The organism is Pantoea sp. Fr-CA_6 (genome assembly GCF_024520895.1).
GTDB classification, from domain to species: domain Bacteria; phylum Pseudomonadota; class Gammaproteobacteria; order Enterobacterales; family Enterobacteriaceae; genus Pantoea; species Pantoea agglomerans.
In genome coordinates, this window is the sequence record NZ_JALNPO010000003.1 from 173,328 (window position 1) to 199,501 (window position 26,174).

Annotated in this window: 17 protein-coding genes; 7 read left to right on the forward strand and 10 right to left on the reverse strand. The window is 54.7% G+C overall.

Features of this window, described 5'->3' with window-relative positions:
• Window positions 1-28: 28 nt before the first annotated feature.
• Window positions 29-4,561, forward strand: a complete 4,533-nt coding sequence (locus NR201_RS06870; protein ID WP_256849555.1) for an ATP-dependent helicase — start codon at window positions 29-31, stop codon at window positions 4,559-4,561.
• On the opposite strand, the gene NR201_RS06875 is transcribed toward NR201_RS06870, so the two are convergent.
• Entirely contained in the window at window positions 4,526-5,473 is a 948-nt protein-coding gene (locus tag NR201_RS06875) for a LysR family transcriptional regulator (protein ID WP_256849556.1), read from the reverse strand. The two genes, NR201_RS06870 and NR201_RS06875, sit on opposite strands and share 36 nt — an antisense overlap.
• 95 nt (window positions 5,474-5,568) lie before the next feature.
• Between NR201_RS06875 and NR201_RS06880 the strand changes: the two genes are divergently transcribed.
• A complete protein-coding gene (locus NR201_RS06880; protein WP_122459681.1) occupies window positions 5,569-6,423 on the forward strand; it encodes an aldo/keto reductase family oxidoreductase in 855 nt (284 codons plus the stop codon).
• Between the two features lie 39 nt (window positions 6,424-6,462).
• Here NR201_RS06880 and NR201_RS06885 read toward each other — a convergent pair whose 3' ends face one another.
• The 4 genes from NR201_RS06885 to NR201_RS06900 form a co-directional block, all read right to left on the reverse strand.
• Window positions 6,463-7,962 carry an alpha/beta fold hydrolase gene (locus NR201_RS06885; RefSeq protein ID WP_256849557.1) on the reverse strand — a complete coding sequence of 500 codons (1,500 nt, stop codon included), beginning with the start codon at window positions 7,960-7,962 and terminating at the stop codon, window positions 6,463-6,465.
• A gap of 18 nt (window positions 7,963-7,980) precedes the next feature.
• The gene (gene pagP / locus NR201_RS06890) at window positions 7,981-8,541 is read right to left on the reverse strand and encodes a lipid IV(A) palmitoyltransferase PagP (protein WP_010246837.1); all 561 of its coding nucleotides are present in this window, start codon (window positions 8,539-8,541) and stop codon (window positions 7,981-7,983) included.
• Window positions 8,542-8,886: 345 nt separating this feature from the next.
• Window positions 8,887-10,338, reverse strand: coding sequence for a sugar porter family MFS transporter (locus tag NR201_RS06895; protein WP_022624569.1), 1,452 nt, complete (start codon window positions 10,336-10,338; stop codon window positions 8,887-8,889).
• A 199-nt stretch (window positions 10,339-10,537) separates the two neighbouring features.
• Window positions 10,538-11,440 (reverse strand): LysR substrate-binding domain-containing protein, encoded by a 903-nt coding sequence (locus NR201_RS06900; RefSeq protein WP_022624570.1) that lies wholly within the window; start codon window positions 11,438-11,440, stop codon window positions 10,538-10,540.
• 197 nt (window positions 11,441-11,637) lie between these two features.
• Here NR201_RS06900 and NR201_RS06905 point away from each other — a divergent pair, with 197 nt between their 5' ends.
• The 4 genes from NR201_RS06905 to NR201_RS06920 are packed head-to-tail and all read left to right on the forward strand — an operon-like array spanning window position 11,638 to window position 15,607.
• Entirely contained in the window at window positions 11,638-12,387 is a 750-nt protein-coding gene (locus tag NR201_RS06905) for an SDR family NAD(P)-dependent oxidoreductase (RefSeq protein ID WP_256843973.1), read from the forward strand.
• Window positions 12,388-12,441: 54 nt separating this feature from the next.
• On the forward strand, window positions 12,442-13,740 hold the full coding sequence (locus tag NR201_RS06910) for an MFS transporter (protein WP_010246829.1): 1,299 nt from the start codon (window positions 12,442-12,444) through the stop codon (window positions 13,738-13,740).
• Between the two features lie 12 nt (window positions 13,741-13,752).
• A complete protein-coding gene (locus NR201_RS06915; RefSeq protein WP_031292457.1) occupies window positions 13,753-14,595 on the forward strand; it encodes a transketolase in 843 nt (280 codons plus the stop codon).
• A 1-nt stretch (window position 14,596) separates the two neighbouring features.
• On the forward strand, window positions 14,597-15,607 hold the full coding sequence (locus NR201_RS06920; protein ID WP_256849558.1) for a transketolase family protein: 1,011 nt from the start codon (window positions 14,597-14,599) through the stop codon (window positions 15,605-15,607).
• A gap of 1,144 nt (window positions 15,608-16,751) precedes the next feature.
• On the opposite strand, the gene NR201_RS06925 is transcribed toward NR201_RS06920, so the two are convergent.
• The 3 genes from NR201_RS06925 to NR201_RS06935 all read right to left on the reverse strand — a co-directional run bounded on the left by NR201_RS06925 (window position 16,752) and on the right by NR201_RS06935 (window position 21,738).
• Window positions 16,752-17,723 (reverse strand): ParB family protein, encoded by a 972-nt coding sequence (locus NR201_RS06925; RefSeq protein WP_010246824.1) that lies wholly within the window; start codon window positions 17,721-17,723, stop codon window positions 16,752-16,754.
• Window positions 17,724-17,730: 7 nt separating this feature from the next.
• Complete coding sequence (locus tag NR201_RS06930; protein WP_010246822.1) at window positions 17,731-18,930, reverse strand: AAA family ATPase; 1,200 nt, start codon at window positions 18,928-18,930, stop codon at window positions 17,731-17,733.
• Window positions 18,931-20,808: 1,878 nt separating this feature from the next.
• On the reverse strand, window positions 20,809-21,738 hold the full coding sequence (locus NR201_RS06935) for a RepB family plasmid replication initiator protein (RefSeq protein WP_010246820.1): 930 nt from the start codon (window positions 21,736-21,738) through the stop codon (window positions 20,809-20,811).
• A gap of 459 nt (window positions 21,739-22,197) precedes the next feature.
• On the opposite strand from NR201_RS06935, the gene NR201_RS06940 reads away from it, so the two are divergent.
• The gene (locus NR201_RS06940) at window positions 22,198-23,568 is read left to right on the forward strand and encodes an aldehyde dehydrogenase family protein (RefSeq protein WP_256843976.1); all 1,371 of its coding nucleotides are present in this window, start codon (window positions 22,198-22,200) and stop codon (window positions 23,566-23,568) included.
• A gap of 3 nt (window positions 23,569-23,571) precedes the next feature.
• Here the strand turns inward: NR201_RS06940 and NR201_RS06945 are convergent, their stop codons facing one another.
• Entirely contained in the window at window positions 23,572-24,750 is a 1,179-nt protein-coding gene (locus tag NR201_RS06945) for an FAD-binding oxidoreductase (RefSeq protein ID WP_045139965.1), read from the reverse strand.
• A gap of 92 nt (window positions 24,751-24,842) precedes the next feature.
• Window positions 24,843-26,072, reverse strand: a complete 1,230-nt coding sequence (zigA, locus tag NR201_RS06950) for a zinc metallochaperone GTPase ZigA (RefSeq protein ID WP_256849559.1) — start codon at window positions 26,070-26,072, stop codon at window positions 24,843-24,845.
• Window positions 26,073-26,174 lie beyond the last annotated feature (102 nt).

Consider the following 26,174-nt stretch of genomic DNA (forward strand, 5'->3'; position numbering starts at 1 on the left):
GGCGCAGTTGCTGCGTGATACCGTGAGTATGATGTCGAAATCCCAATCTGATGCGGTTTTAGCCCGGTTTTCATCCGCCACACGACGCTGGTTTTCTGCCACCTTTGCTGCACCCACGCCGGTGCAGCAGGCGGCATGGCAGGCGATAGCCAGCGGAGAGCATGCGCTGGTGATCGCCCCGACCGGTTCAGGGAAGACGCTGGCGGCCTTCCTCACCGCCATCGACACGCTGTTTCAGTTCCGAACCGCGCAGCCCTCACCTGCACGTGAAACGACCACCCGCATACTCTATATTTCACCGGTTAAAGCGCTGGCCGCGGACGTACAGCGCAACCTTAATCTGCCGCTGGCAGGCGTTTACGCTGAGCGGCAGGCGCTGAATGAGCCAGAGATCACTCTGAATATCGGAATGCGATCAGGCGATACGCCCGGTGCAGAGCGCGCCAGGCTGGTGCGCCGCCCGCCCGATATCCTGATCACCACACCCGAATCACTGTTTCTGATGCTGACCTCAAAAGCGCGAACGACGCTGCAGGGCGTGACCACGGTCATCGTCGATGAGGTGCATGCGGTGGCGGGATCGAAGCGGGGTTCCCAGCTGGCGCTGAGCCTGGAGCGGCTGGATGCGCTGCTGCCACAGCCCGCCCAGCGTATCGGGCTTTCCGCTACGGTACGACCGGTTGAGCGGGTCGCCGCCTTCCTTGGCGGCTGTCAGCCCGTTCAGGTCGTTAATCCGGCCGCCGATCGGACGCTGCACCTGACCATCGAGGTTCCGGTCGAAGATATGACCGATATCGCCAGCCCCGATGACCTGACCGGTGAAGCCACCTCTGCCAGCGGTTCGATCTGGCCGCACATTGAAGCGCGCATTCTGCAGCAGATCATGTCCCATCGCGCCACGCTGGTGTTTGTGAATTCGCGTGGCCTGGCGGAAAAGCTGACTGCGCGGCTCAATGCGCGTTATCTGGCGCAGCAGACAACCGCTGGCGATCGGGATGCAGAACCGGACGACAGTGACGATCTTATTGCCCGCTCGCACCACGGGTCCGTCTCGAAGGAGCAGCGAGGCGAGATTGAAGCCGCACTGAAGCTGGGCAGACTGCGCTGCGTGGTGGCGACTTCCAGTCTTGAACTGGGCATTGATATGGGGCCGGTGGATCTGGTGATCCAGGTGGGCGCACCGCTTTCAGTCGCCAGCGCACTGCAGCGCGTGGGACGCGCCGGACATCAGGTTGGCGGCGTATCAACCGGCATCCTGTTTCCGCGCACCCGGCGCGATCTGCTGGATTCGGCCGTCATATTGCAGTCGATGCGTGCGGGCCAGCTCGATGCGCTGGCTCCGCCGCGTAACCCGCTCGATATCCTGGCGCAGCAAACCCTGGCGGCCGTCGCAATGGATCCCTTACAGGTCGATGATTGGTATGCGCAGGTCTGTCGGGCCGATCCGTTTCGCACTCTGTCGCGTCGGCTGTTTGATGCCACGCTCGATATGCTGGCGGGTAAGTTTCCCTCAGACGCTTTTGCTCAGCTACGGCCGCAGCTGGTGTGGGATCGTCAGAGCGGACTGCTGACGCCGCGACCCGGCGCTCAGCATCTGGCCGTGACCAGCGGCGGCACCATTCCCGATCGCGGCATGTTCAGCGTCATCCTGCCGGAAGGCGAAGAGCAGGCTGGCTCACGTCGTGTCGGCGAACTGGATGAAGAGATGGTCTATGAGTCGCGGGTCAATGACATTATTACCCTGGGCGCAACGTCGTGGCGGATTCAGCAGATTACCCACGACCAGGTACTGGTGGTGCCTGCGCCAGGCCGTCCGGCTCGTCTGCCTTTCTGGCGCGGAGAAGGTGTGGGCCGCTCGGCCGATTCGGGTGCCAGCCTCGGGCTGTTTCTGCGTCATCTGAGTGCGGCTTCACCGGCGGACGCGCAGGAGCAGTTGCGTGCGCTGGGGCTGGATGCCCGCGCAGTCACGAATCTGCTGGCTTTGCTGGCTGAACAACGCGCCGTCACCGGCGTACTGCCGGACGATCGCACATTGCTGATCGAACGCTGCCGTGACGAAATCGGCGACTGGCGGGTGATCCTGCATTCGCCCTGGGGAAAGCGGGTCAATGCGCCCTGGGCGCTGGCGATTGCCGCCCGAATCCAGCAACGCCTGGGCATTGATGCTTCTGTTGCGGCCAGCGATGACGGCATCGTGGCCCGCTTTCCCGCCAGTGAGGGAGTATTACCCGGCGCTGACCTGTTTATGTTCGACGCTGACCAGTTGACCCGGGAGGTCACTGAGAGTGTCGGTCAGTCGGCGCTGTTTGCCGCCCGCTTCCGTGAATGTGCCTCACGCGCTCTGCTGCTGCCGAGGCGAAATCCGGGCAAACGTTCGCCGCTCTGGCAGCAGCGGCTGCGCGCCGGTCAGTTGCTGGAAGTTGCACGACAGTATGACGATTTCCCAATCCTTATCGAAACCGCACGCGAATGTCTGCAGGATGTCTACGATCTGCCTGCCCTGCACCAGCTGATGGAACAGATGGCACAGGGAAAGGTAAAGCTGGTCGAGGTGACGACCGAACAGCCCTCCCCTTTTGCCGCGCCGCTGCTGTTTGGCTATGTTGCAGAGTTTATTTACGCCAGCGACGCCCCTCAGGCAGAACGGCGCGCCTCACTGCTGGCGCTCGACAGTAACCTGCTGGGTGAGCTGCTCGGCCAGACCAGCAAGCGTGATTTGCTGGCACCTGACGTCGTTGAGCAGGTTGAACAGGAACTGCAGCGCATTGATTCCCGCTATCAGGCACAACACGCCGAAGGCATTATCGATCTGCTGCGCGATCTTGGCCCGCTCCCGGTTGCCGGTATTGCGGCACGTTTCAGTGGCAACGCCCAGCAGATCGCGGAAGCCATAACGCAGTTCGCTGCCGCGCAGCGAATGATTACGGTCACCCTTGCCGGTGAAGAGCGCTGGGCGATCATTGAAGATGCAGCCCGCCTGCGCGATGCACTGGCCGTTGTACTGCCTGACGATCTACCCGAAACATTTCTGGAGCCGCAGGCCGATCCGCTACGCGATCTCATTAATCGCTACGCCCGAACCCATACCCTGTTCACTGCCCGACAGCTGGCCACGTATTTTGGTCTGGGTGTGGCCATTGTGAATGAGGTGCTGCTTTCTCTGCATCAGCAGGGCAACCTGCTAAATGTGGGTTCGCCAGAGGGCGCATCGGAAACGGAGTGGGTTTCCACAGAGATCTTCAAACGGTTACGCTTACGTTCACTGCAATCAGCACGTGAGGCAACCCGGCCTGTTCCACCTGCCGCCTGGATCAACCTGCTGCTGGAGCGTCACGGTGTGCTTAACACACAGCGTGAAGAGCATCAGGGGGTTAGCAGGCTGTTACGGGTGATTGAGCAACTTGCGGGCGTGCCGCTACCGGCCTCGCTGTGGGAGTCACAAATCCTGCGCGCCAGGATAGCCGACTATCAGCCCGCGATGCTCGATGAACTGTTAGCCAGTGGCGAGGTTACCTGGTGCGGACATAAAGCGCTGGGTCAGAATGATGGGTTGATCTCGCTGCACCTCACGGAATATGCCGCTGAAACACTGCCGGTGATTGACACCACACAGCCTTTGACGCCGATTCAGCAGGCGACTCTCGACGCATTGAGCCGGGGTGGCTCGTGGTTTGTTCATGAGATCATGGCACAGATGGACGAGGCAGAGACGCAAACCACCGACGTTTATGCTGCCCTGTGGCAACTGGTGTGGCAAGGCTATGTCACCGCCGATAGCTGGATTGCGGTGCGTGGGCTGCTGACCACGCCAGGCGCCCCCCGTTCACGTCCCGCGCGTACCCTGCGCACCCGTTTTGGTCAGCGTTTTACCCCGGGCGCACTTTCTGCACGCCGACCAGCGGTCAACACGCTGGCTGGTCGCTGGTCGCGGATTAACCGACAGGAGATTGATCCTGCCCGGCTGGCCCTGTCGCTGGTGGAAAATCTTCTCGACCGTTATGGGGTGATCAGCCGTGGTTGCGCGATATCGGAACAGATCCCGGGAGGATTCCCCGTGTTACAGCCGGTATTACGCAGCATGGAAGATGCCGGACGGCTGCTGCGTGGCCGGTTTGTCGCTGGTGCGGGCGGCGCGCAGTTTGCCGACCATAACACCATTGAGCGGCTGCGGGAGCTGGCAGAAAAGCCGCTGACCGCGACAGAGGCTGTGGCGCTGGCCGCACCGGACCCGGCGAATCCGTTTGGCGCGTTGCTGAGCTGGCCGCTCCACGCCAGCGGCATCCGCCCGACCCGCCGTCAGGGGGGACGCGTGGTGATTGCAGGCGGCGCGCTGGTGCTTTATCTGACGCCGGGAGGCAAAGAGTTGCTGACATTCATCGACGATCCCGCGCTGCATCAGATCGCGGTGGCGGCGCTGGGCCTGGCACTGAAGCGTGAAAAGCCCGCGAGTTTCACGCTTGAGAAGGTAGATGGTGAACCGGTTTCGCAGTCACCGCTGCTTAACGCGTTGCGACATGCCGGATTTTCACGGGTGCCGCAGGGGTTTAGCTGGTATAGCTGAGCTGTTTTCGCGCTCGTTTTTTTCGCGGACAAAGTCGATAAATGCCTGAAGCGGAGCGGGGATCAGGCGGCGATCGTTGTAATAGAGCCACGGACCGGAGAAAGTCAGCCACCAGGGCTGCAGCAGCGGTTCCAGCCTGCCGCTGTCAAGGGCTGGCCTGAGCCACTCGTCAAACAGATATATCACGCCGCTTCCGGCGATGGCCGCCTCCACCGCCAGATCCATTGCGCCACCGACCGAAACCACCAGCGGCCCGCTGGTTTCAACGCTGATCTCTTCGCCCTCGTGGCTGAAGGTCCAGTCAGCCATGATGCCGCTGGCATAACGGCCACGCAGACAGCGATGATGGATCAGGTCGCGCGGATGTTCCGGTCGGCCATGTTCTGCCAGATAAGCCGGAGAAGCCGCCAGCGCGAACTGTTGCTGTCTGGGGCCAATGGGCATCGCCACCATATCCTGCTCCAGCCGCTCATCATAACGAATCCCGGCGTCACAACCGTCACGAAAGACATCCTGCACGCTGCTCTCCGCCACAATTTCCAGCCGGATGTCGGGATAACGCTGCAAAAATTCCGGCACCAGCGCCGGCAGCACCAGCCGGGTTGCACTGACCGGCACATTCAGCCGCAGCGTGCCACCAGGGGTGTTACGGTAGCGATTCACCGCATCCAGCGCGGCGTTAACTTCATTGATCGCGGGCAGCAGACGTTCCATCAGCGCCCTGCCCGCTTCGGTTAACACCACGGTGCGAGTGGTGCGGTGAAACAGACGAATGCCCAGCTGTTGTTCCGCCCGTCGTACCGCATCGCTCAGGCGTGACGCATTGCTGCCGGTGACGCGTGCCGCTTCCCTAAACCCTCCCGCTTTTGCCACCGCCACGACGGCATCCAGCAGCGCCATATCGATCGCCATTGTGCATCACCCCGTACAGTCTGTCCTGATTTCACCGGATAGTTGCACAGCTGAATCACCGTTACAATTGATCTACATTCACGCAGGAGGTTTTCATGTCAAACACCACCATGACTTTTACGTTAGGCGATCGTGAAGTTAACCGTATTGGCTACGGCGCAATGCAACTGGCCGGGCCGGGCGTCTTCGGCCCGGTAAAAGATGAAGCCCGGGCAATCCAGGTTTTGCGCGACGCTGTCGCGGCAGGCGTTAATCATATCGACACCAGCGATTTTTACGGTCCGCACGAAACCAACCAGCTGATTAAAAAGGCGCTCCATCCCTATCCGCAGGATCTCTGCATCGTCACCAAAGTGGGTGCCCGACGCGACGCCAAAGGCGGCTGGCTGGCGGCGATGGAGCCAGAGGCGCTGACGCAGGCAGTGGAAGATAACCTGCGCAACCTGGGGCTGGATGTGATTGAGGTGGTGAACCTGCGCAGTATGTTGCATCCGGCCAGGCCCAAAGAAGGCTCTCTTAAGCCACAACTGGAGGCGCTGCTGGCGTTACAGGCACGCGGACTGATTCGCCATATTGGACTGAGTAACGTTACCGCCACGCAGATCGCAGAAGCTCAGGCGATGACGCCGATTGTCTGCGTGCAGAATATGTATAACCTGGCGCATCGACAGGATGATGAGCTGGTGGATCAGCTGGCGCAGCAGGGAATTGCGTATGTGCCGTTCTTCCCGCTGGGCGGCTTCTCTCCGTTGCAGTCGGATCAGCTTAATGAAGTGGCTGCATCCCTGAATGCCACGCCGATGCAGGTCGCACTTGCGTGGCTGCTGCGGCGATCGCCAAATATTCTGCTGATTCCAGGCACCTCTTCCCCGGAACATCTTAAAGAGAATCTTGCCAGCGGCAGCCTGGAACTGTCGGATGAGGTGATGGAAAAGCTGAACGCTATTTAACATCAGGCCCGCACGATGCGGGCCTGATGCTGTACTGATTCAGAAACTGCTGAGGCAGGCCGCAAGTTGCGGCTTGTCGCTACAACTGATGTGATGATCGATTCGGTTAATCATATAAGGATAAAACGGGTTAGAGGTGGCGCGCATAATTGAGTCCAGCCCGACAATCAGCACTGCACTCTCGCCGCGCAGTGACAACGTCCCAAAACTGATACCAAACTCATTCTTCTGCGCGGGCGCACTGCCATATAACCCATCCTCGGCCGGGAACGGAATCGCAACGTGCGACAGCGAGTAGAGACCCGCAGGATAGGCAATTGCCAGCGGCTGAATCCGTTCCTGCATCTCTCCCGCGGGAACGCTTTTTGTCACCATCTCCAGTGAGGTGGCGGAGGCATTAGTGATCACCGTGGATGAGTAATTCCGACGCGCTGCAGGCAACAGCTGATTAACCGCGGTATATGAGGAGTGTCGGAATAACGGACTGACGCTGACCGCCTGATTGATATCGAACAGCACCAGTTCGCTGCCGTTCACTGGCAGATAATTATAGAGCGAGCGGATGACCGAAGGCGTACTGACGGTGGAGTCCATCACCGACTGAAAGGTTAGCACGGGCGGGAAACCGGAGAGCTGCTGATTACGCGCATATTGCAGGATCTCTTTCTGCAGCGCCTGCGTCAGCAAATAGGTCTGCCGGGCAGCGTGAACCGGAAAAGAGTTGTATTTAAACGGATTAAACTCCGGCACGATATTCAGCCAGGCCGTTTTCGAAAAGGCAGGGAAAACAGAGGGCAACCCGGCAACACCTGCGAACCGGGCAAAACGAGTCACACCGATCATCGGCGATAACAGAATCAATTGCTGCGGACGACGCAGCGTGTGATCGCCCAGGCTGTCGAGCGCATATTTTATCGCCAGCGCCCCGCCGTTCGAGAAACCCACCAGATGCAGCGGCGTCTGCGTGCCCGCCAGCCGGGTCGCTTCCCGCACCGCCAGGCGTGTGGCGGCCATCCAGTCCTGCCAGTCAACATCGGTCAGACCCGCAGGCACCGTACCGTGACCCGGTAACCGTATCGCCACTGCCACATAACCCTGCTGACGGTAAGCCTCTGCCACATGCCGCAGACTGTAAGGACTGTCGGTCAGTCCATGTAACAGCACCACCCCACCGCGCGGCCTGCCCGTCGGTTGCAGAATATAGGAACGGTTCCAGTCCTGCGCGAAATGCCCCGGATAGATCATGCTGCCAGCATAGTATCGGTTGAGTGACGTTTTATCTTCCGCATCCAGCCGGTTGCTGACCTGCTGCTTCATCTCGTCGAACAGATGATTTTCGGCCTTGAGGTAGTCGGCATAGGTCGCATTATCAAGCTGTTCCACTGTCAGTTCATGCGGGACCCAGGTGTGCCAGCGATGTAACTCCGGCCCGCGCTCCGCTTCATAGATTCGAATAATCAGTAGCAGCAGTAACAATACTCCAGACACAATCGCAAGACGCCAGAGCCTGCGGGTGACGGTTTTCCACCTCCGGGTCATAAATCCTTTCCTGAAAAATTAAAATGCATAGCGAAACCACGCGAACAGCACGTTGCCATTATTGTACGTGCCCGGAATATAGGTGAACTGTACATTCAGCGCCTTATAACCGGCAGAGAACAGCGGCAGAATAATCGGTAGCGGGATATAGTTACCAAAATCTTCGCGTGCAGTGATACCGGCGGTTAATCCCGCGCCAAGACGAAAGTCCTGATTCGAACCAGGATACCAGCCCTTCTCCCAGCCATAACCGACAATCGGCTGCCACTCATTGTGTGAGTCTTTGAAAGCCATTGCATAAAGCGCGCTCCAGTTGCCGCTGTCGCTGTAGCGGGAAATGCCCAGACCGCCTCCCCAGGGATTCTCGTTATAGTTATCGGTTTTTTCTTTGTCGTACATAAAGCGGGCGTGCCAGCTGATAAATGGCAGGTAGAGATCGGTATGCTGAGGCGCGTTCCAGGTCTGCGCAACATCGTCAGTGAATCCATTCCACCAGGAGGAGATTGGTGTGTTTTCAGCATGCAATGGCGCAGCAGTCAGCAATGCGGCAAAAACTGCCGTCGTGGTTGAAATTTTCATAGTGCGTACCGGTCAGCGTGCGGAGCAGATGAAAAATGAGTATAGCGCAGAGCCTGAGGCAATCTTTGTCAGCGGTCATGCTTCGCTTAACCGGGGATTTCTGAAGACAATAACGACAGTTCATTAAGTCAGTTTCTGGCGATTTCAGCCTGAAATCGCCAGAACTGTATGGAAATTAATCGAGGGAAAATTGCTGATTACAGTGAATGTTGTCTGATGGTACTTAGTGAGGATAAGGACGGGGAAATGCGGTGCAACGGTTAGTAAGAAGATAAGGAGGTAACAAGATAAGGCGATAAGGAGGTAAAACCGGATTCAGCCGGTGGGCTGAATCCGGTGGGAGACTCAGGAGGCTTCAGCCTCTTTTGGCTTTTCACCAAACTTCTCTTTCATGTGTGACTCAATCTCTTCCAGGCTTTTGCCCCGCGTCTCTGGCACCATCGCCATCACGAAGATCAGCGACCCGACGTTAATCGCGGCAAAGATAAAGAAGGTGGTGCTGCCGGCATATTCCATTATCGGTGGAAAACCAAAGGCGACTATCGCGTTAAAGATCCACTGTAGTGAGACAGCGCCGCCGGTTAACACGCCGCGCAACTGCATCGGGAACAGTTCCGACATCATCAGCCAGTAGACCGGGGAGATGCACATCTGCATGCAGAACAGGAACAGCAGAATACAGGCCAGGGCGAGGTAGCTCTGCATCAGGCTGGGAGCGATAAAGGTCATCACGCTGCCCAGCATAATCTGCGAAGCGACCACCAGACACAGGCCGGTAATCAGCATCGTCCGACGCGGGAAGCGACTAACCGCCCAGATACCTACAATCGCCGCCACCACTGAGACCACGCCGTTACCGATGGTCGCGGCAATCGACGCGCTGGTGCCAAGTCCGGTCTGTTTAAGGATGATCGGGGTGTAATACATAAAACCATTAACACCGGTGAACTGGGCGACAAAGCCCAGCCCGACGCCGATAACCATCAGGCGAATCACCCACTTTTCACGGATCAGGGTTTTCGCATCCGGCCCACGTTCCGCCGCCCTCGCCTGCTTCTTCATCTGCGCCATCTCATGGCGCACTTCACGCGGCGTTTCACGCAGATACTTCAGGATCTTTTTAGCCTCTTTCAGACGCCCTTCCGCGACCAGCCAGTGTGGTGAGGCAGGAACGAAGAACGTGCCGATAAACAGCAAAAGACCCGGCACCATGGCAATTGCCAGCATGTAGCGCCACAGGTGCTCATCATGTAGCAGATAGCTCAGCAGCGTACTGGCAACATAAGCAATGAGCTGTCCGGTAACGATCATCAGCTCATTGCGGCTGACCAGCGGCGCACGCAGGCGCGGTCCGGCAATTTCGGCGATAAACACCGGCACGGTAGAGGAACCGCCGCCGACCGCAATCCCCAGCAGGAAGCGCATTGCCACCATGACGTTGACAGAAGGCGCCAGCGCTGTTCCCAGTGAACCCAGCACAAAAATAACCGCCAGGCTGCGTAAGGTAATACGCCGGCCAAACCGGTCAGAGAAGAAACCACTCAGGAAAGAGCCGATTGCGGCACCGAACACCAGCGAAGAGGCTACCAGCCCTTCAGTGAATGAGTTCAGTCCAAGTCCACCCTGATCGGGTGGTGAGGTCATGTAGGGTAACGCACCCGAGATAATCCCGGTGTCATAACCAAAAGCCAGCGCGCCCATAGTGGCAACCAGTACCACTAAAAAAATGCGCTGGCGTACCGTATCCGCAGGCGCGTGATCGCCCGCTTCACCAGAGTCTGGTGTATTCGTACTCATAATATCCCTGCCATTAATAAGTTAAACATCCGTTTGATTAAATTTCATACGGAATAGAAATGGAACATATTTACCGAGTGGGTAAAGAAGTGTAGACGGTATTTAAAAGTTAGCTTTAGCAATGCGATTTTTATAACAGGGATAGTTAACCGGATAAATAAACCGGCGCAATAATGACGACGTGAAAGTTATTTTAACATTAGGTTAACACTTTCAGTTCCTGCTGGATCCAGCTCAGGAAATGCGCGACGCGGGGAAACTGGGCAAATCCACGCGGGAAGACCAGATGATGGGCGCTGACGGGCAGACTCTCCTGTTCGGACAAGACTCTGACCAGTTTTCCACTGCGCAGATAATCCTCCGCCAGCAATTCACTTTCAAATATAAGACCGTGGCCTAACATCGCCGCCTCAAGACTCATATAAGAGCGATCAAAGCGAAATAACCACTCTTTATCTGGCTGAGGTAATTGCTGAGAAGCAAACCACTGCGGCCACTGAATAAGCGGCGACTCCGATAATATCAGCGCATGATGAATTAACTCAGCGGCCTGATTAACAGGATGCTTTTTCAGATACTCAGGCGAGGCCAGCACCGACATTCTTTCGTGGCGGATCGTTTTAATCTCGAATGAGTTCCAGTCCGGGAATCCATGGCGTATCGCAATATCAATATTGTCGCGGCTGAAAGATAAATTCTCGTAAGAGCAGGAGAGCGTGAGCTGGAACTCGGGATAGCTGTCGCGAAATTTATGGATGCGCGGCAACAGCCACAACAGACCGAAACTGGGCGCGCAGTGGATCCTGAGGTTGCTGCGGGCTTTCTCGTTACTGATGCGTGCAGTCGCCTGCGTCAGACTCAGCAGTATCGGACCAATCTCCCTGAGGTAGTGCTCACCCGACAGCGTCAGCACTACGCCCTTTGCCGAACGATTAAACAGAATACAGCCCAGTTCACGCTCCAGTTTTGCCAGCTGATGACTGGCCGCCGAAGGCGTAATACTTAATTCCTCGGCCGCACGCGCGACATTACCAAAATGGGCCACCTGCTCAAAAACCCGCAGTGATTTAATCGAAGGTAAGTGATCAGACTGCTTTTCCATCCGCCTCTCCACACTGGAATTTTGTGATGTGTGCCCATTTTTAAATCGCAGAATTGTTAACTGCATCAAACCAACAAATTCATTCAGCATCAAATGAATTTTTTTGCATTGCCAATATTAGCCGCTTTATCAATTCTGATCGTGACCCTGCCGGTAGCGATACCGAACCACTAATAATTATTTTTCTGGAGTGGACAATGTTACTCGAAAATAAAGTTGCGATTATTACAGGTGCCGCCTCTCAGCGCGGCATTGGCCGGGCCACAGCCGCCTGTTTTGCTCAGCATGGCGCGCGCGTGGTGGTGCTCGATTTAGATCTGCAGGCCGCCCAGGCCAGCGCACTGTCTTGTGGTGATGGGCATCTCGGCCTGGCCACAGATGTGACCGATCCCCTCTCTGTTCGTCGTGCCATCGACCAGGTTCTTGGGCACTTCGGCCGTATTGATGTGCTGGTCAACAATGCAGGTATTACTCAGCCGGTTAAAACACTGGAAATCGGCATCGAGGATTACAACCGTATTCTTGATGTCAATCTGCGCGGCACGCTGCTGATGTCTCAGGCGGTGATCCCCACCATGCAGCAGCAGAAAGGCGGCAGCATCATCTGCCTGTCCTCGGTCTCAGCACAGCGCGGCGGCGGGATTTTCGGCGGTCCGCACTACAGTGCCGCTAAAGCGGGCGTTCTGGGCCTGACTAAAGCGATGGCGCGCGAATTTGGCCCTGACCAGATACGCATTAATGCCCTGACGCCCGGTCTGATCCAGACGGACATCACTGGTGGCCTGTTACAGGATGAACGCCGCCACGCCATTCTCGACGGAATTCCGCTCGGCCGCCTTGGGTCCGCCAGTGACGTCGCCAACGCTGCGCTGTTTCTCGCCAGCGATCTCTCCGGTTATCTCACCGGCATCACGCTGGATGTGAACGGCGGCATGCTGATCCATTAAATAGCGCCCTTCCCTGCCCGCACGCCTGGCGGGCTAACCTCGGGAGTGAACACCATGACCACGCTTAATCTGAGCGCAGCCTCTGCTGCGCGCGATATCACCTATCGCAAAATTGCCTGGCGCCTGATGCCCTGGCTGATGCTCTGTTATCTCTGCGCCTATCTTGATCGCGTCAATGTGGGCTTCGCTAAATTACAGATGATGGATGATTTGTCTCTCAGCGAAACCGTGTATGGACTGGGTGCCGGGATCTTTTTTATCGGCTACTTCTTCTTTGAGGTGCCGAGTAACCTGATCCTGCACCGTGTCGGCGCACGCCGCTGGATTGCCCGCATTATGATCACATGGGGAATCATCTCAGCCCTGTTCGCCTTTGTAGAAACCGCATGGCAGTTCTACCTGCTGCGCTTTCTGCTCGGCGTCGCCGAGGCCGGTCTTGCGCCAGGTTTACTGCTCTACCTGACCTACTGGTTTCCATCACACCGTCGCGCACGTATGACCGTGCTCTGGTTTGTCGCCATTCCACTCTCAGGGATGATTGGCGGCCCGCTCTCAGGCTGGATTATGGCGACCTTTGCAGGCTTTCACGGATGGGCAGGCTGGCAGTGGATGTTTATGCTGGAAGCTATCCCCACCCTTGTTATGGGATTAGTGGTACTGCTGGTTCTGAAGGATCGTGTTGAACAGGCAGATTGGCTGGACGAAGATGAGAAACGCCGGGTGCGTGCCGATCTGGATGAGGATAATCAGCAGAAAGCCTGTCATGGCACGGTAAAAGCCTTTGTCGCCGACCGTCGTCTGTGGCTGCTGGCGCTGATCTACTTCTGTGTGGTGATGGGTCAGTACGCCCTGACGTTCTGGTTACCGACGCTGGTGAGAAACTCAGGCGTCAGTGAACCGCTGCATATTGGGCTGCTGACCAGTCTGCCTTACCTCTGCGCCATTATCTTTATGCTGCTGGCCGGGCGCAGTGGCGATCGCTATCGTGAACGCCGCTGGCATCTGATTGTTCCAATGCTGATCGGACTCACCGGACTGACGCTGGCAACTCTGCTGAGCCATAGCGTTTCCCTGTCACTGCTCTCCCTTTGTATTGCCGCTGCGGGCATTCTTTCCGCCTCATCGCTGTTCTGGATGTTGCCGACCAATCTGTTAGGTGGCGTCTCTGCCGCCGCAGGCATCGCCGCCGTGAACTGCATTGCTAATCTGGCCGGTTTTTTCTCACCGTGGCTGATAGGCACCATCACCACCGCAACCGGTACGCCCGCTTCCGGAATGTACTTTATTGCTGCCGTCCTGCTGGGTGGCGCGCTATGCGTGCTGCGCATCCGGGCAGCGGACGTTAATCGTTAATCAGGAGGTAATATGACTGACTCTCGTCACGCTTCACACGTGCTCTCATTGCAGCAACGAGCCACCAATATTCGCCGCCATGCCTTATTAATGGGGCAGATTCAGGGGCAGGGATATATCGGTCAGGCGCTGGGTGCCGCCGATTTGCTTGCTGTCAGCTATTTCCACGCCATGAATTACCGGCCGGATCAACCTGAGTGGGAAGACCGCGATCGCTTCTATCTGTCGATTGGCCATTACGCTATCGCCCTTTACGCCGCCTTGCTGGAAGCAGGCGTGATACCTGAAGAAGAACGGGAAACTTATGGGACTGATGAGAGCCGCTTGCCGATGTCCGGCATGGCTGCCTATACCCCAGGCATGGAAATTACCGGCGGTTCACTGGGTCATGGCTTAGGTATTGCTGTAGGTGCCTGTCTGGGGCTGAAACAGAAAGGCTCGCAGGCACGAGTCTATAACCTGCTTTCAGATGGTGAACTGAATGAAGGCTCTACCTGGGAAGCGGCAATGTCCGCCTCACACTGGCAACTTGATAACCTGATCGCCCTTATCGACGTCAACAATCAGCAGGCTGACGGCCATAGCAGTGAGATTCTCGCTTTTGAACCCATTGTGGATCGCTGGCAGGCTTTTGGCTGGTACACCCAGCGGGTTGATGGCAACGATATCTCTGCTTTGCAGGCCGCCTTTGATGCGGCTCGCAGCTGGCCCGAACCCCAGCCGCGCGTCATCATTTGCGATACCCGAATGGGCAAAGGGGTACCGTTTCTGGAAAGTCGTGAGAAAACCCACTTTATTCGGGTCGATGCCGATGAGTGGGACAAAGCCCTGACCGCACTTGAGCAAGGAGTCTGAGATGAGTTCACAACCGCAAAAAAAACGTCTGACCACATCCGCCATGATCGCCTCGATCGCCGCTGAAGGCCAGCCCACGGTTTCAGCTCCTTTTGGACATGCCCTGGTCTCTCTGGCAGAGCAGCGCTCAGATGTGGTGGGGCTGACGGCTGATTTAAGTAAATACACCGATCTGCACCTGTTCGCAGAGGCTTTTCCGAAACGCTTTTATCAGATGGGCATGGCGGAACAGTTACTGATGAGCGCCGCAGCAGGTATGGCGCGTGAAGGCTTTATGCCTTTTGTCACCACTTATGCCGTCTTTGCTTCCCGCCGCGCTTATGATTTTATCTGCATGGCCATCGCCGAAGAGAATCTGAACGTTAAAATCGCCTGCGCACTGCCGGGCCTGACCACCGGTTATGGACCGAGTCATCAGGCGACTGATGACCTGGCAATCTTCCGTGGCATGCCGAACCTGACTATCATCGATCCCTGTGATGCACTGGAGATTAGCCAGGTGATACCGGCTATTGCTGAACATCAGGGCCCGGTCTATTTACGCCTGCTGCGCGGTAAGGTTCCGCTGGTGCTGGATAAATATGACTATCGCTATCAGCACGGTAAGGCTCAGCGCCTGCGCGGCGGTAAGCATGCCATTATTATCAGCAGCGGATTGATGACCATGCGGGCGCTTGAAGCCGCTGAAGCGCTGGAGAAGCAGGGGATTGAGGTCGGTGTGGTTCACTCACCCATGATTAAGCCTCTGGATGAAGAGACCATCCTGCGTGAGGCGGGGGTAGCACTGCATCATAACCAGCTGTTTATCACCGCTGAAAATCATTCGATAACGGGTGGCTTAGGCGAAGCTATTGCCGGCCTGTTAATGCGAAATCATGTGACGCCGCGCTTTAAACAGATTGCGCTGCCGGATGCTTTCCTTGCAGCAGGCGCACTACCGACGCTGCATGACCGTTATGGCATCTCAACGGATGCCATGGTTAAGCAAATAACCGCCTGGCTTGAAGCCTGATTCATATCAAAACCGGGCCTGGCCCGGTTTTCTTCTGCATAGGTTCGGTTCTGCCGTGGAAGATCATCATTGCATTACGTCACTTCACATCGGTCTGATTACTGATTGCAGTGGTCAGCACTCTCTGCGCATCAGCAACTACGCTGTATGCTGATAACAGCCACTGATAACCCGTTTCAATGCCATACAGACGTTATTTCTCGCAATTCACTGTAAACAGCAGTGCAGTGAGCCATCGCCTTTTATCAGGTAGGCCGATAGGGGCTCTTCGTCCGTAAGCTGCCGATTTCATCTGCTTTACCCAATACAGTGAATCTGATGCCATGCAACTACCTTTCCGTCATGAGCAGACTGTGACAATCTTTTCGCGCTGATCAGGTTTTAATGGAGTTCCCTGCCAAAGCTGCATCTTGTATCGCACCTCTTCAAAAAAAATTTTATCGCGCAGAAAAAGTTATCCACTTTTTCTGTGGATAAGTGAGGGATAGTTTCTGAGTATCTTTTTTCACTCTCTGTTCAGGACTTTACTGCTCTCAAGATACGCCTCTTTTCTGATCTTATCCGTTCGCCCTCAGGCCTGAAACGAGGGAGCGTTTAACTGCAGGCATGGCGATTTCAGGCTGAAATTCTTGCATCTTTTATATTAAAAACAAACAGTTAATCACGAAATATCGCTGGCGGGCTAATGTTTGGAGAAAGGCCAGGCAGAGGGTTTAGCGGAGTGTGTGAAGCCGGTACGCTGTTACTGAGGTTTAGTAAAGTTGATTGGTTACTAATGAACCAGTCCCGGAAAATCATTACTTGCAATATTCTGACCGTCGGATGCGCGCTGACGGCGATGAGATTCATCAACGATAGCATCAGACGAAAAACGTTATCTCTGTTTATAGTGACCTGTGCGGTTTGGAAGGGGCCTGGGTATCTGGCGAAAGAGTTCAGCGAAGTGGCGATTTCATGCAGTTTTTCAGCAAGAGATAATAAAGCAATTTATTATATTTCAATATCTTAAGCAGGAATTCACACTTAAAAATCTGGCGATTTCAGCCTGAAATTTGGGTGTCCGCCATCTCTTTTAACGACGACTCGCTACAAAAATCGAAAAAAAAGCCAGCGTTTATCGCTGGCTGATTTGAGTGCATATACGTTAACGGTTGAGATATTTTTTCAGGGTCTCCGCAATAACTTTATCCAGCTCTTCCTGCAACTCTTTCGACTGCCGGTTAAATTCATAACTGAACATCCGTCCGCGTACCTTTTTTCGGGCGAACCGATCTTTATCAGCAAAAGACCAGAGCGCAGTCGCCTGGGTTTTATCTTTCTCCGGTTCTTTGATCAGAGTCTGGCTGCCCTGTCGAATCAGACGCAGAATATGATTTTTAAGCTCGTCCTCGGCCAGACCTTCACGGGCACAGACCACATCAATTTCCCTGGAAATGGATTTGATCAGAGCTTCAACGCTTTGCCCCGACTCACTCAACTTGTCAGCAGCCTGTAACAACGCTTTATAGTCGGGATAGGTCAGCTCAGCGTGATTAGGAAAAAGTGAAATCAAATCTGATGGAACGCTGGCGGCCTGCAGGGCACGCGTCACTTTCGCCTGGGACAAACCCTGATTTTCAGCAATCTCCTTCTGCGACAAACCGCCATCTTTAAGTGTTAACAGACGCATACCCACTTCGCGTAGATTGTGTTCCCGTGCCGTCTGAATATCCTGCGCCAGTCGGCGGGCTTCATCAGCGGTGATGGCCGCGTCAGTGATCAGCACGTCCAGGCCGGTTTTGCAGTAGAGTGCGGCTGCACGACGACGTGAGCCATCCAGGATTTCGATGCGGTCATCGCGCATCACGCCAATAGCGGGAAAGAACTGCTGCAGCTTAATGGTCCGGATAATGTCGCGCAGCGAATCAGGTGTCAGGCCTGCCTGATCGCGACCGTTGGTTTCCATTGTGACAAACGTTTTGCTTTCAACGTCGCTGGCGGCAATGCGTTCAAAACGAAACAACGCGCGCTTGCCCGTTGCCAGAACGAATGTCTGGTTGTGCTGGCTGTCTGGCGTGTCATTTTCCAGTGGAGTCTGGCTGAAGGTTCTGCCAATCGTAATTCTTTTTGCGCTCATACAAACCTCAGTTCAGGCGAATAAATTCGATACGGTCGAAGACGGCTTTAGCAAAATCTTCTGCGGCGGATCGTGCATTCTTCAACGCTTCGCTGCTGCCGACGTAGGTCGAAGGATTGGCGGAGATAACCGTATCAAAGGATTCGCCACAACGTTCGAAACCATCAAGGCGGGGAAGGGCAGCATCAAGCATGTCGCCACCAAAAATCTCTTTCGCCAGGCTATGACAGAGTTTATGGTCCGCTTTATTGGAGAGCTTAGACATGAAGCCAATATTGCCCTGCAGCCGACAGGTCGCGCCGGAGTCTTCGATAATCGCAATCAGTTCCGGAAGACGTGTCAGGTATTTTAGTGTCGAGTGAAAGTCTACCTGAGCCGGTGGCACTGGAGTCATCAGAAGATCAGACGCTGCAATCGCATTCTTCAGGAAAGCATCAAGATGCGGGCCGCTATCGATAAAGATGAAGTCATAATCTTTTTTCAGTTTGGCAATAACGTTGTCATACAACACGGCGTGAACGTTCTGTTGCGGAAGATGCTCAGCACAAAGCTGATCCCAGCTTGAGGCGATAAAGGCGTCATCAATCGATGCAGGCAGCACATCCACACCCGGAATGATCGACGGAACGATAAACTCGTTGACCAGCTCATCTCGTGAGACATTCTGCAGCATTGCCTGCGCCGCAGTCGCTTCCACCAGCCCGACGGAGCGCTCGTGGTTCAGGAACATGGTTGCTGAGGACTGCGGATCAAGGTCGATAACCAGGATGCGCAAATCTTCAAAAAGCAGATGGGGATGTGCGCGCAACGCATGTGCCAGCGAGACGGTTGAAACCGTTTTAGAGACACCGCCCTTCAGATTACCGACAAACAGGGTGTAAGCGTCACTATGGCGATCGCGATACTTCGGCACGCCACGATGATGATAGATATCGATAATATTCTGAATCGACATAGCATATTTAACGGAAGAACCGGCCGCACGTTTATCAAATTGATAACCGCTCTCTTCCATCTCATTGACTGCGTAATCCACACTGGCTCGGGTCAGTTTGGGCAACTTTGCCAGCGCCGCTTTGGCATAGACCTGATAGTAAGTATTTTCATGCAGTTCCTGCTTTTGCGCCTGAATTTGCTCGGTGAGGCTTAGCAGCATGCGTTCTGAACGCTGCGCAACCTTCATCACCTGCTTGTCATCATTAGCCATAGTTGCTCCAAACATGTAGGATTTATGACTTTATACAGAAATCCTGCACGTGAGGCAATAAATTATCTTCTCAACATAATCTCCGTTTTTATGTAACCACACGGGTTTTGGTGAGCTTCATCACATTATTTCGTCTGGCCGAATATATTTTGCAGGTTAATTGCGGTAAGCATTCACTGTAATCAGCAGAACATTCACTGTAGTGAGCAAACAGGTTTAAAAAATCATCAGACAAACCGGGTACATTGAGCGGGAAAGGGAAAACACAGAAGACAGCCCTGGAGAGATCAAACGTTCACTGTAGTCAGTAAAGCTTGTGTCTCATTCGGTGACGTTATGGAGCAGGCGAAAGAGCGATGGATACATTCATAAACGGATTTTCAGGCAGTAACTGCGTTTGCTGTGCTGATCTTTGCCACTGCATCACTGCAACATTCACTATAGTCAGTAGCGTTTTACGTGTTCAGCTCTGTGAAGAGCAACGTTCACTGTAATCAGTAAACTTGCCGATCAGGAGCCAGAAGAGGGAGCTGGGCAGAGTAAACGTTCACTGTAGTCAGTAAGGATGGGTTGAATAATCCTCAGCGGATGATAAAAGCATCGGAATCTGGAGAGGGAATATACACCGGCAATGTCACAACAAGGTCTGGTGTGCGATACAGAAGCGTAAAGCCCATAAACGTTCACTGTAATCAGTAAATCCAGAAAGCAGTAAACATTCACTATAGTCAGTAACACTACTAGTGGAAGAGGGATGAGAAGAAGAACAGCCACGCAAACATTCACTGTAGTCAGTAGTCAGTAGTCAGTAGTCAGTAGTCAGTAGTCAGTAGTCAGTAGTCAGTAGTCAGTAGTCAGTAGTCAGTAGTCAGCAGTCAGCAGTAAGTAGACAGAGGCGATTCCATTCTGCATCAGGGCGTGCCGACAGGGTCGTAATATGAGTCAGTAGTTAGCAGTAAGTAGACAGAGGCGATTCTGTTCTGCATCAGAGTGTGCCGACGTTGTTCCGAGTCATGAAGTGACCAGACCTTGCGAGCAACGGCTTCTTCTGTCGCCCTTCAGCCAGTCATGCACCAGCCCCGTATCGTATACATCAGCAATGCCGTCAGCAGGTTCACTTTAACGTTCACTGTAATCAGTAGAATGCACAATGCCTTCAGGTACACCGCAGCAAACATTCACTGTAATCAGCAGGACGTTCACTGTAATCAGTACAAGATTAGCATCCCGCCATGGCAGTTATGACTCGCCTCAGACCGGGCATCTGGTAACAACGTTCACTGTAATCAGTAGCGATCCGGAAAGCCGTTAAAGAGATTCAATGCTGAGGCGAGGGTAGTGCCCATCAGCAGACATTCACTGTAATCAGTAACAGTGTCACGCTGTTCTCTATGGTTACGTGTGTCATTCAGGTCATACGTATCATGTGAATCACGCTGAGCAGACCCCTCATGGTAAACCGCATCCAACCCTGATTTGCTGGCCAGCCAGTAATGCCCTTTGAGAACAGGGCAGAGCAAAGGCATTCACTGTAGTCAGTAAAAAGGATTCACTGTAATCAGCAGAGAGAGGCTTAGCCAACCGAAGTCAGGGCATTCACTGTAATCAGTAAACACAGTATAATTGAGTGCTAACCAATATGAGAGTAAGCACTAACTTACTTATAAGCCCTTGTTATCAGGTGCATTGAAGGGGGGTAGGGTCTGAACACACTTTTGCACGGCGGCCCGGTTACTGATTACAGTGAACGTTACTGATCACAGTGAATCCCTGGGGAGTACTGATTACAGTGAATGAAGAGTGGATGGCGCAATGTCACCGGTGACGCAGAAAGTGACACTGCCACGCAGGAATACTGATTACAGTGAACGTGAGGGGTTAATCATCAAACTCGATCTCATCCAGCGAATCGATGCTCTCAAGATTACTGATGCCATCAAGCTTAGGCGTACGGCTGTGGATAATAAAAAAGACTGAGCGGCCACGCTTCACTTCTGAGTAATCCAGATAACCGATCTCTTTCAGCTGCTCCATCGCGCGCCGCACGACATGGTTCTGCGTGGTGGTCTTAGAGCCGAGGTTCAGGCGCATACGCAGGCGTGCAAGCGAGATAGGCGCCGGATTGGTTGGCAGGCTTTCCAGGAAGGTGTAAAGCGCCTGCGCAGACTCTTTACGCTTCAAACGGGATATTGCACGGAGCTGAAGCAGGACCTTGTGGTCGAAGTTATAGAGTTCGAACAGCTTGGGGTCGGCCTGGATGCGCACAATATCTTTTTCGCGATCGTAATAAGCAGACTGAACAAGGTGCGTATGATAGGCCTTGCCGTTACCTTCAAAAGAGAGCGTATTGGTCGCGATGCGGCGCAGAGAGGCATCAAGACGCTTGCGCAGGGCAGCTGAAGAGTTGGCAGAGGGAATGCCACACATCTTCACAAAATCGATAAACGGCAGCGTGACGGTATCGCCTTTGGTCGGATAGCGGGAAAAAGATTGAATAATACCCGCCCAGGTTTTGAAATCGTTATCCATATCCAGCCGCGCGCCGGTAATGGTAATCTTTTCGTAGCCTTCCGCTTTCACCAGCGTCAGATTCTTCAGCTCTTTCGTCGCATCCGTTGATGCCATCGCACCGGATTTACCGCGTGCAGTAGATTTCAGCGTCGGCACGAACAGCCCAAGACGCATTAAAGCGACAGGCTGAACGGTATTATTCTTGTTGGGATGAAGCTGAATAACTTCACCACTGTTTTTTGTCACTGACAGAAAAGGTTCAAGTAACGCTTTGTTTTCGTTGTCTTTATCTGCCATGGCGTAAGATCTTCATTCTGTGGATGAAAGGGATCGTTTTCTGACTACAGTGAACATTAGCACTGTTTACAGTGAACATTCTACCTGGTACAGTGAATAAAGTACTGATTACAGTGAACACTTTACTGATTATAGTGAACGCGATCACCCTTTCAGCCCTTGTGGGGTGCGGCCTGCGACGATCGGGGATCTCTTAGGATCTCTATATGATCTATTAAGGATCGTTTATTAGGATCTGGTCACTGTATAAGTGGAAAACTTAAGGCGTGACATCATTTTCAGACGTGTTGACCACCAGCAAAAACTGGCCCGCAATCTGCCCACTGCCTGACCGACTAATCGGTCATAGCCGCATTCATTCTCAATCGATAAACAACTTCCTCACTATTATTCATTTTTCATCATCAACTACAGCGCGTATCGTCTCTCCATCACTGACAGAATGAGGAATACGGCACCATGACTGAACATGCCCTATCACGTAACCCTACAACTGGTGAAATTCTGGCACGCTATCCTTTGCAGAATAGTGCAGAGCTGGAACAGACACTGACTGAAAGCGCATCTGCTTTTGCTGCATGGAAACAGAGCACCATGACGGACCGCGTTCGCGTATTGCGTCAGCTTGGCGAACAGATCCGTCTGCGTGAGCAGGATCTTTCCCGCATGATCACCCTGGAGATGGGTAAACCCATTGCACAGGCACGCGCTGAAGTTCTGAAATGCGCTAACTTATGCGACTGGTATGCGGAACATGGCCCTGCAATGCTGGCCGATCAGCCCACTCAGATTGCCGATGCGTGGCAGCGATTCCGTCCCATCGGGGTGATCCTGGCTGTGATGCCATGGAATTTCCCCCTGTGGCAGGTTCTGCGGGGCGCAGTGAGTATGTTGCTGGCAGGCAACACCTATCTGCTTAAACACGCGCCTAACGTCATGGGAAGCGCCACACTGATGGCTGATCTGTTCAGGGCAACCGATCTCCCTGCTGGTGGCTTTAACCTGATCAACGTTGACAACGACGATGTCTCCGTAGCCATCAAAGATGACCGCATTGCCGCCGTTGCCGTTACCGGAAGTGTCCGGGCTGGCGCCGCGATCGCTGCACAGGCGGGCGCAGCACTTAAGAAAACCGTGCTGGAGCTGGGTGGATCCGATCCCTTTATCGTGCTGGCGGATGCCGATCTTGATGAAGCGGTTAAATCAGCCGTTATTGGACGTTTCCAGAATACCGGACAGGTGTGTATGGCTGCCAAACGCTTTATTGTGGAAGCTCCGATCGCTGAAGAATTTGAAAAACGCTTCACTGCCGCGGTCCAGGCACTCACCATGGGCGATCCGCTGGATGAAAATACCTTCCTGGGCCCGATGGCACGCGCCGATCTGCGTGACGAACTGGATGGACAGGTAAAGGCCACGCTGCGTGAAGGTGCACGTCTGGTACTGGGCGGCGAGAAAGTGGCAGGGCAGGGTAACTACTACGCGCCGACCATTCTCGCTGATGTCACCAGCGACATGACCGCGTTCAGGCAGGAGCTGTTTGGCCCGGTAGCCGCTATTGCGGTCGCAAGGGATCCACAACATGCGCTGGAGATCGCCAACGACAGCGAATTTGGCCTCAGCGCCACCGTCTGGAGCGGTAATGAAGAGATTGCCGATCGTCTGGCGCTGCAGCTGGAAGTCGGTGCTGTGTTTATTAATGGCAACGGCGCGTCCGATCCGCGCGTTACCATTGGTGGTGTGAAGAAAAGCGGCTACGGCCGTGAGCTGTCGCACTTTGGTGTGCACGAATTCTGTAACGTGCAGACCGTGTGGAAGAATCGTCGCTAGTGTTTACTGTGCCGACGGAAGATAAGCGGGCGCTGTTTTAGCGACCGCACTGAGCGGACGCAGCAACCGATGCGGTGCAAACGCACTCAGCATTGGTGAGCCTGTGCCGCTCAGCATCTCCTCAGCCACCAGCCTGCCCAGCAATGGGGCAAGTGTCATGCCGCTATGGCTGATCATCAGATAAACGCGTGCTGACTCGCTGATGTAGCCTAATGCCGGCAAGCCATCTGCCGGACGCGACCGCTGTCCTGTTTCAATCCGCTCAATTCTCGCGCCTTCCGTGTTTTTAAACAGCCGCCGCAATCGACGCAGCATCTCTTTGCCAATCAGTCCATCCGGCGAGACCGGCCGCGCCGGATCGGCGTGCTGATCCAGATCCAGCGCCTGCAGCATCAGACGGCCACCGCCATCCGGCCGCACATTCAGTTCCGGGGTAATCAGATTGCATTTAAGTGGGATCGGCAAAGGCTGGGTCTGCGCCAGAAAACTGCAGGCAACAGGATCGGCTCGATTCGCATCGGTCATCGCCAGTTCAAGCCCGCACTGACTTATCAGTTCCGGTGCCCAGCGGCCGGTCGCCAGTACCAGCTGATCGCCGCGCCATTCATCACCACTGGCCAGCGTAAGATGGACATCCTGCGCCGATTCAGTGAGCGTCGTCACTTCATTGTTGCAGACCAGCTGCCCGCCACTGGTACGCAGGTCTGCCAGCAGAGAGGCGATAAACAGGCTCGGATAAAGCAGACACTCCGACGGGAAAGACCAGGCGTGCTGAACGCGGGGATCGAGCCGCAACTCGGGCATTGCACCCAGAAGTGCGGCGCGGCTACGTTTCTCTACGGGGTAATCGAGCGTCGTAAGCTTTGCTGCGCGCTGCGCCAGCTGGCGCAGGGATGATTCATCGGCTGCCCACTCCAGCGTGCCGGTTTCCAGCAGCCATCGGGGCGATGCAGGATGGCTGGCCTGCCAGCGCTTGTGCTCGTCTATCGCATGGGCATTAAGATCATGATAGCTGGTGGGTTCTTTGCCGTTGGCATTGACCCAGGCATAGCTGATCTGACTGGTTCCGCTGCCAGGATAGTTTTTATCGAAGACGGTGACCTGTGCGCCCCGTCGCGACAATGACTGCGCGACGGCTAAACCCAGCACGCCTGCACCGATTACGGCAATACGTTGTGGCATATCTGGTCTCTCCTGAACAGGGATTAGTGGAAAACTGCTACCCGCCGGTTCGTTTACTATTGCGAAGTCAAAGAAGTACGTCAACCGCAGCGTCAGGCGGTGGTTTCATCGAACCACGCGGGCACCGGATCGGCCAGAGTGATCCACTGTTCAGGCCCCGCAGCCATCTCCTGTGGTGTCAGCAGCGCATGATCCAGCGCGGCACGGACGCTCTTCTCGTCCATCTCAATGCCGATAAAGACCAGTTCCTGGCGCGCATCGCCGGTACCTTCCTGCCACTGTTCAGCGATAAAGTTGAGTGAATCTGCATCCTGTGGCCATTCAGTTCGCGGCACGCTGACCCACCAGCGCCCGGCATAACCCTGACGTGCCACCGCGCCCGCCTGCGACCACATTGCGGCATATTCCGGCCGACTGGCCAGCCAGAAGTAGCCTTTAGAGCGGATAACGCCGTCAAGCTGGTGGTTTACTGCATGCCAGAAACGCTGCGGATGGAACGGACGACGGGCGCGATAGACAAAGTTACGAATGCCATATTCCTCCGATTCCGGCTGATGCTCACCGCGCAGGGTCTGCAGCCAGCCGGGTGCCTGCGCTGCCCGGTCAAAATCAAACCGGCCGGTATTCAGCAGGCAGTCCAGCGGAATCTGCCCAAACTCACTGTTCACAATAAGCGCGTGCGGATTAAGCGCCTGCAGCATGCCCTTCAACTGGTGCAGCTGCGCCGAGCTGAGCAGGTCCGTTTTGTTCAGCACCAGCAAATCACAAAACTCAATCTGATCCACCAGCAGATCAACCACTGAGCGCTCATCCTGCGCGCCCAGCGATTCGCCACGTGACTGCAGATCATCGGCTGAACGATAATCGCGCAGGAAGTTAAAGCCATCGACCACGGTGATCATACTGTCCAGCCGGGCATAGGCTGACAGACTTTCACCCGCTTCATCTTCAAACGTAAAGGTTTCGGCAACCGGCAGCGGTTCAGAAATGCCGGTAGACTCAATCACCAGGTGATCGAAACGCCCGGCCTGAGCCAGACGTTTTACCTCCAGCAGCAGATCTTCACGCAACGTGCAGCAGATGCAGCCGTTACTCATTTCGACCAGCTTTTCATCGGTGCGGGAGAGCTGCGCGCCGCCATCGCGCACCAGCGCAGCGTCAATATTAATTTCAGACATATCATTGACGATCACCGCGATCCGCCGTCCTTCGCGGTTGTTCAGAATATGATTAAGCAGGGTAGTTTTACCGGCACCGAGAAAGCCGGAGAGAACGGCAACCGGCAGACGGGGATCGTCGGATGTCAGAGCAGAGAGTGTCATGGTGTTACCTGTGAAAATGCGATTATAGATACGTTATAACATAACATTAGTGAGTTTGTTTTCAATCCTGATTTGTGTTTTTGTTGTGGGTACCAATGAGCG

Coding starts and splice junctions, on each gene's coding strand:
- NR201_RS06870 (WP_256849555.1), top strand. CDS start 29: ATGATGTCGAAATCCCAATCTGATGCGGTTTTAGCCCGGTTTTCATCC.
- NR201_RS06875 (WP_256849556.1), bottom strand. CDS start 5,473: ATGGCGATCGATATGGCGCTGCTGGATGCCGTCGTGGCGGTGGCAAAA.
- NR201_RS06880 (WP_122459681.1), top strand. CDS start 5,569: ATGTCAAACACCACCATGACTTTTACGTTAGGCGATCGTGAAGTTAAC.
- NR201_RS06885 (WP_256849557.1), bottom strand. CDS start 7,962: ATGACCCGGAGGTGGAAAACCGTCACCCGCAGGCTCTGGCGTCTTGCG.
- pagP (WP_010246837.1), bottom strand. CDS start 8,541: ATGAAAATTTCAACCACGACGGCAGTTTTTGCCGCATTGCTGACTGCT.
- NR201_RS06895 (WP_022624569.1), bottom strand. CDS start 10,338: ATGAGTACGAATACACCAGACTCTGGTGAAGCGGGCGATCACGCGCCT.
- NR201_RS06900 (WP_022624570.1), bottom strand. CDS start 11,440: ATGGAAAAGCAGTCTGATCACTTACCTTCGATTAAATCACTGCGGGTT.
- NR201_RS06905 (WP_256843973.1), top strand. CDS start 11,638: ATGTTACTCGAAAATAAAGTTGCGATTATTACAGGTGCCGCCTCTCAG.
- NR201_RS06910 (WP_010246829.1), top strand. CDS start 12,442: ATGACCACGCTTAATCTGAGCGCAGCCTCTGCTGCGCGCGATATCACC.
- NR201_RS06915 (WP_031292457.1), top strand. CDS start 13,753: ATGACTGACTCTCGTCACGCTTCACACGTGCTCTCATTGCAGCAACGA.
- NR201_RS06920 (WP_256849558.1), top strand. CDS start 14,597: ATGAGTTCACAACCGCAAAAAAAACGTCTGACCACATCCGCCATGATC.
- NR201_RS06925 (WP_010246824.1), bottom strand. CDS start 17,723: ATGAGCGCAAAAAGAATTACGATTGGCAGAACCTTCAGCCAGACTCCA.
- NR201_RS06930 (WP_010246822.1), bottom strand. CDS start 18,930: ATGGCTAATGATGACAAGCAGGTGATGAAGGTTGCGCAGCGTTCAGAA.
- NR201_RS06935 (WP_010246820.1), bottom strand. CDS start 21,738: ATGGCAGATAAAGACAACGAAAACAAAGCGTTACTTGAACCTTTTCTG.
- NR201_RS06940 (WP_256843976.1), top strand. CDS start 22,198: ATGACTGAACATGCCCTATCACGTAACCCTACAACTGGTGAAATTCTG.
- NR201_RS06945 (WP_045139965.1), bottom strand. CDS start 24,750: ATGCCACAACGTATTGCCGTAATCGGTGCAGGCGTGCTGGGTTTAGCC.
- zigA (WP_256849559.1), bottom strand. CDS start 26,072: ATGACACTCTCTGCTCTGACATCCGACGATCCCCGTCTGCCGGTTGCC.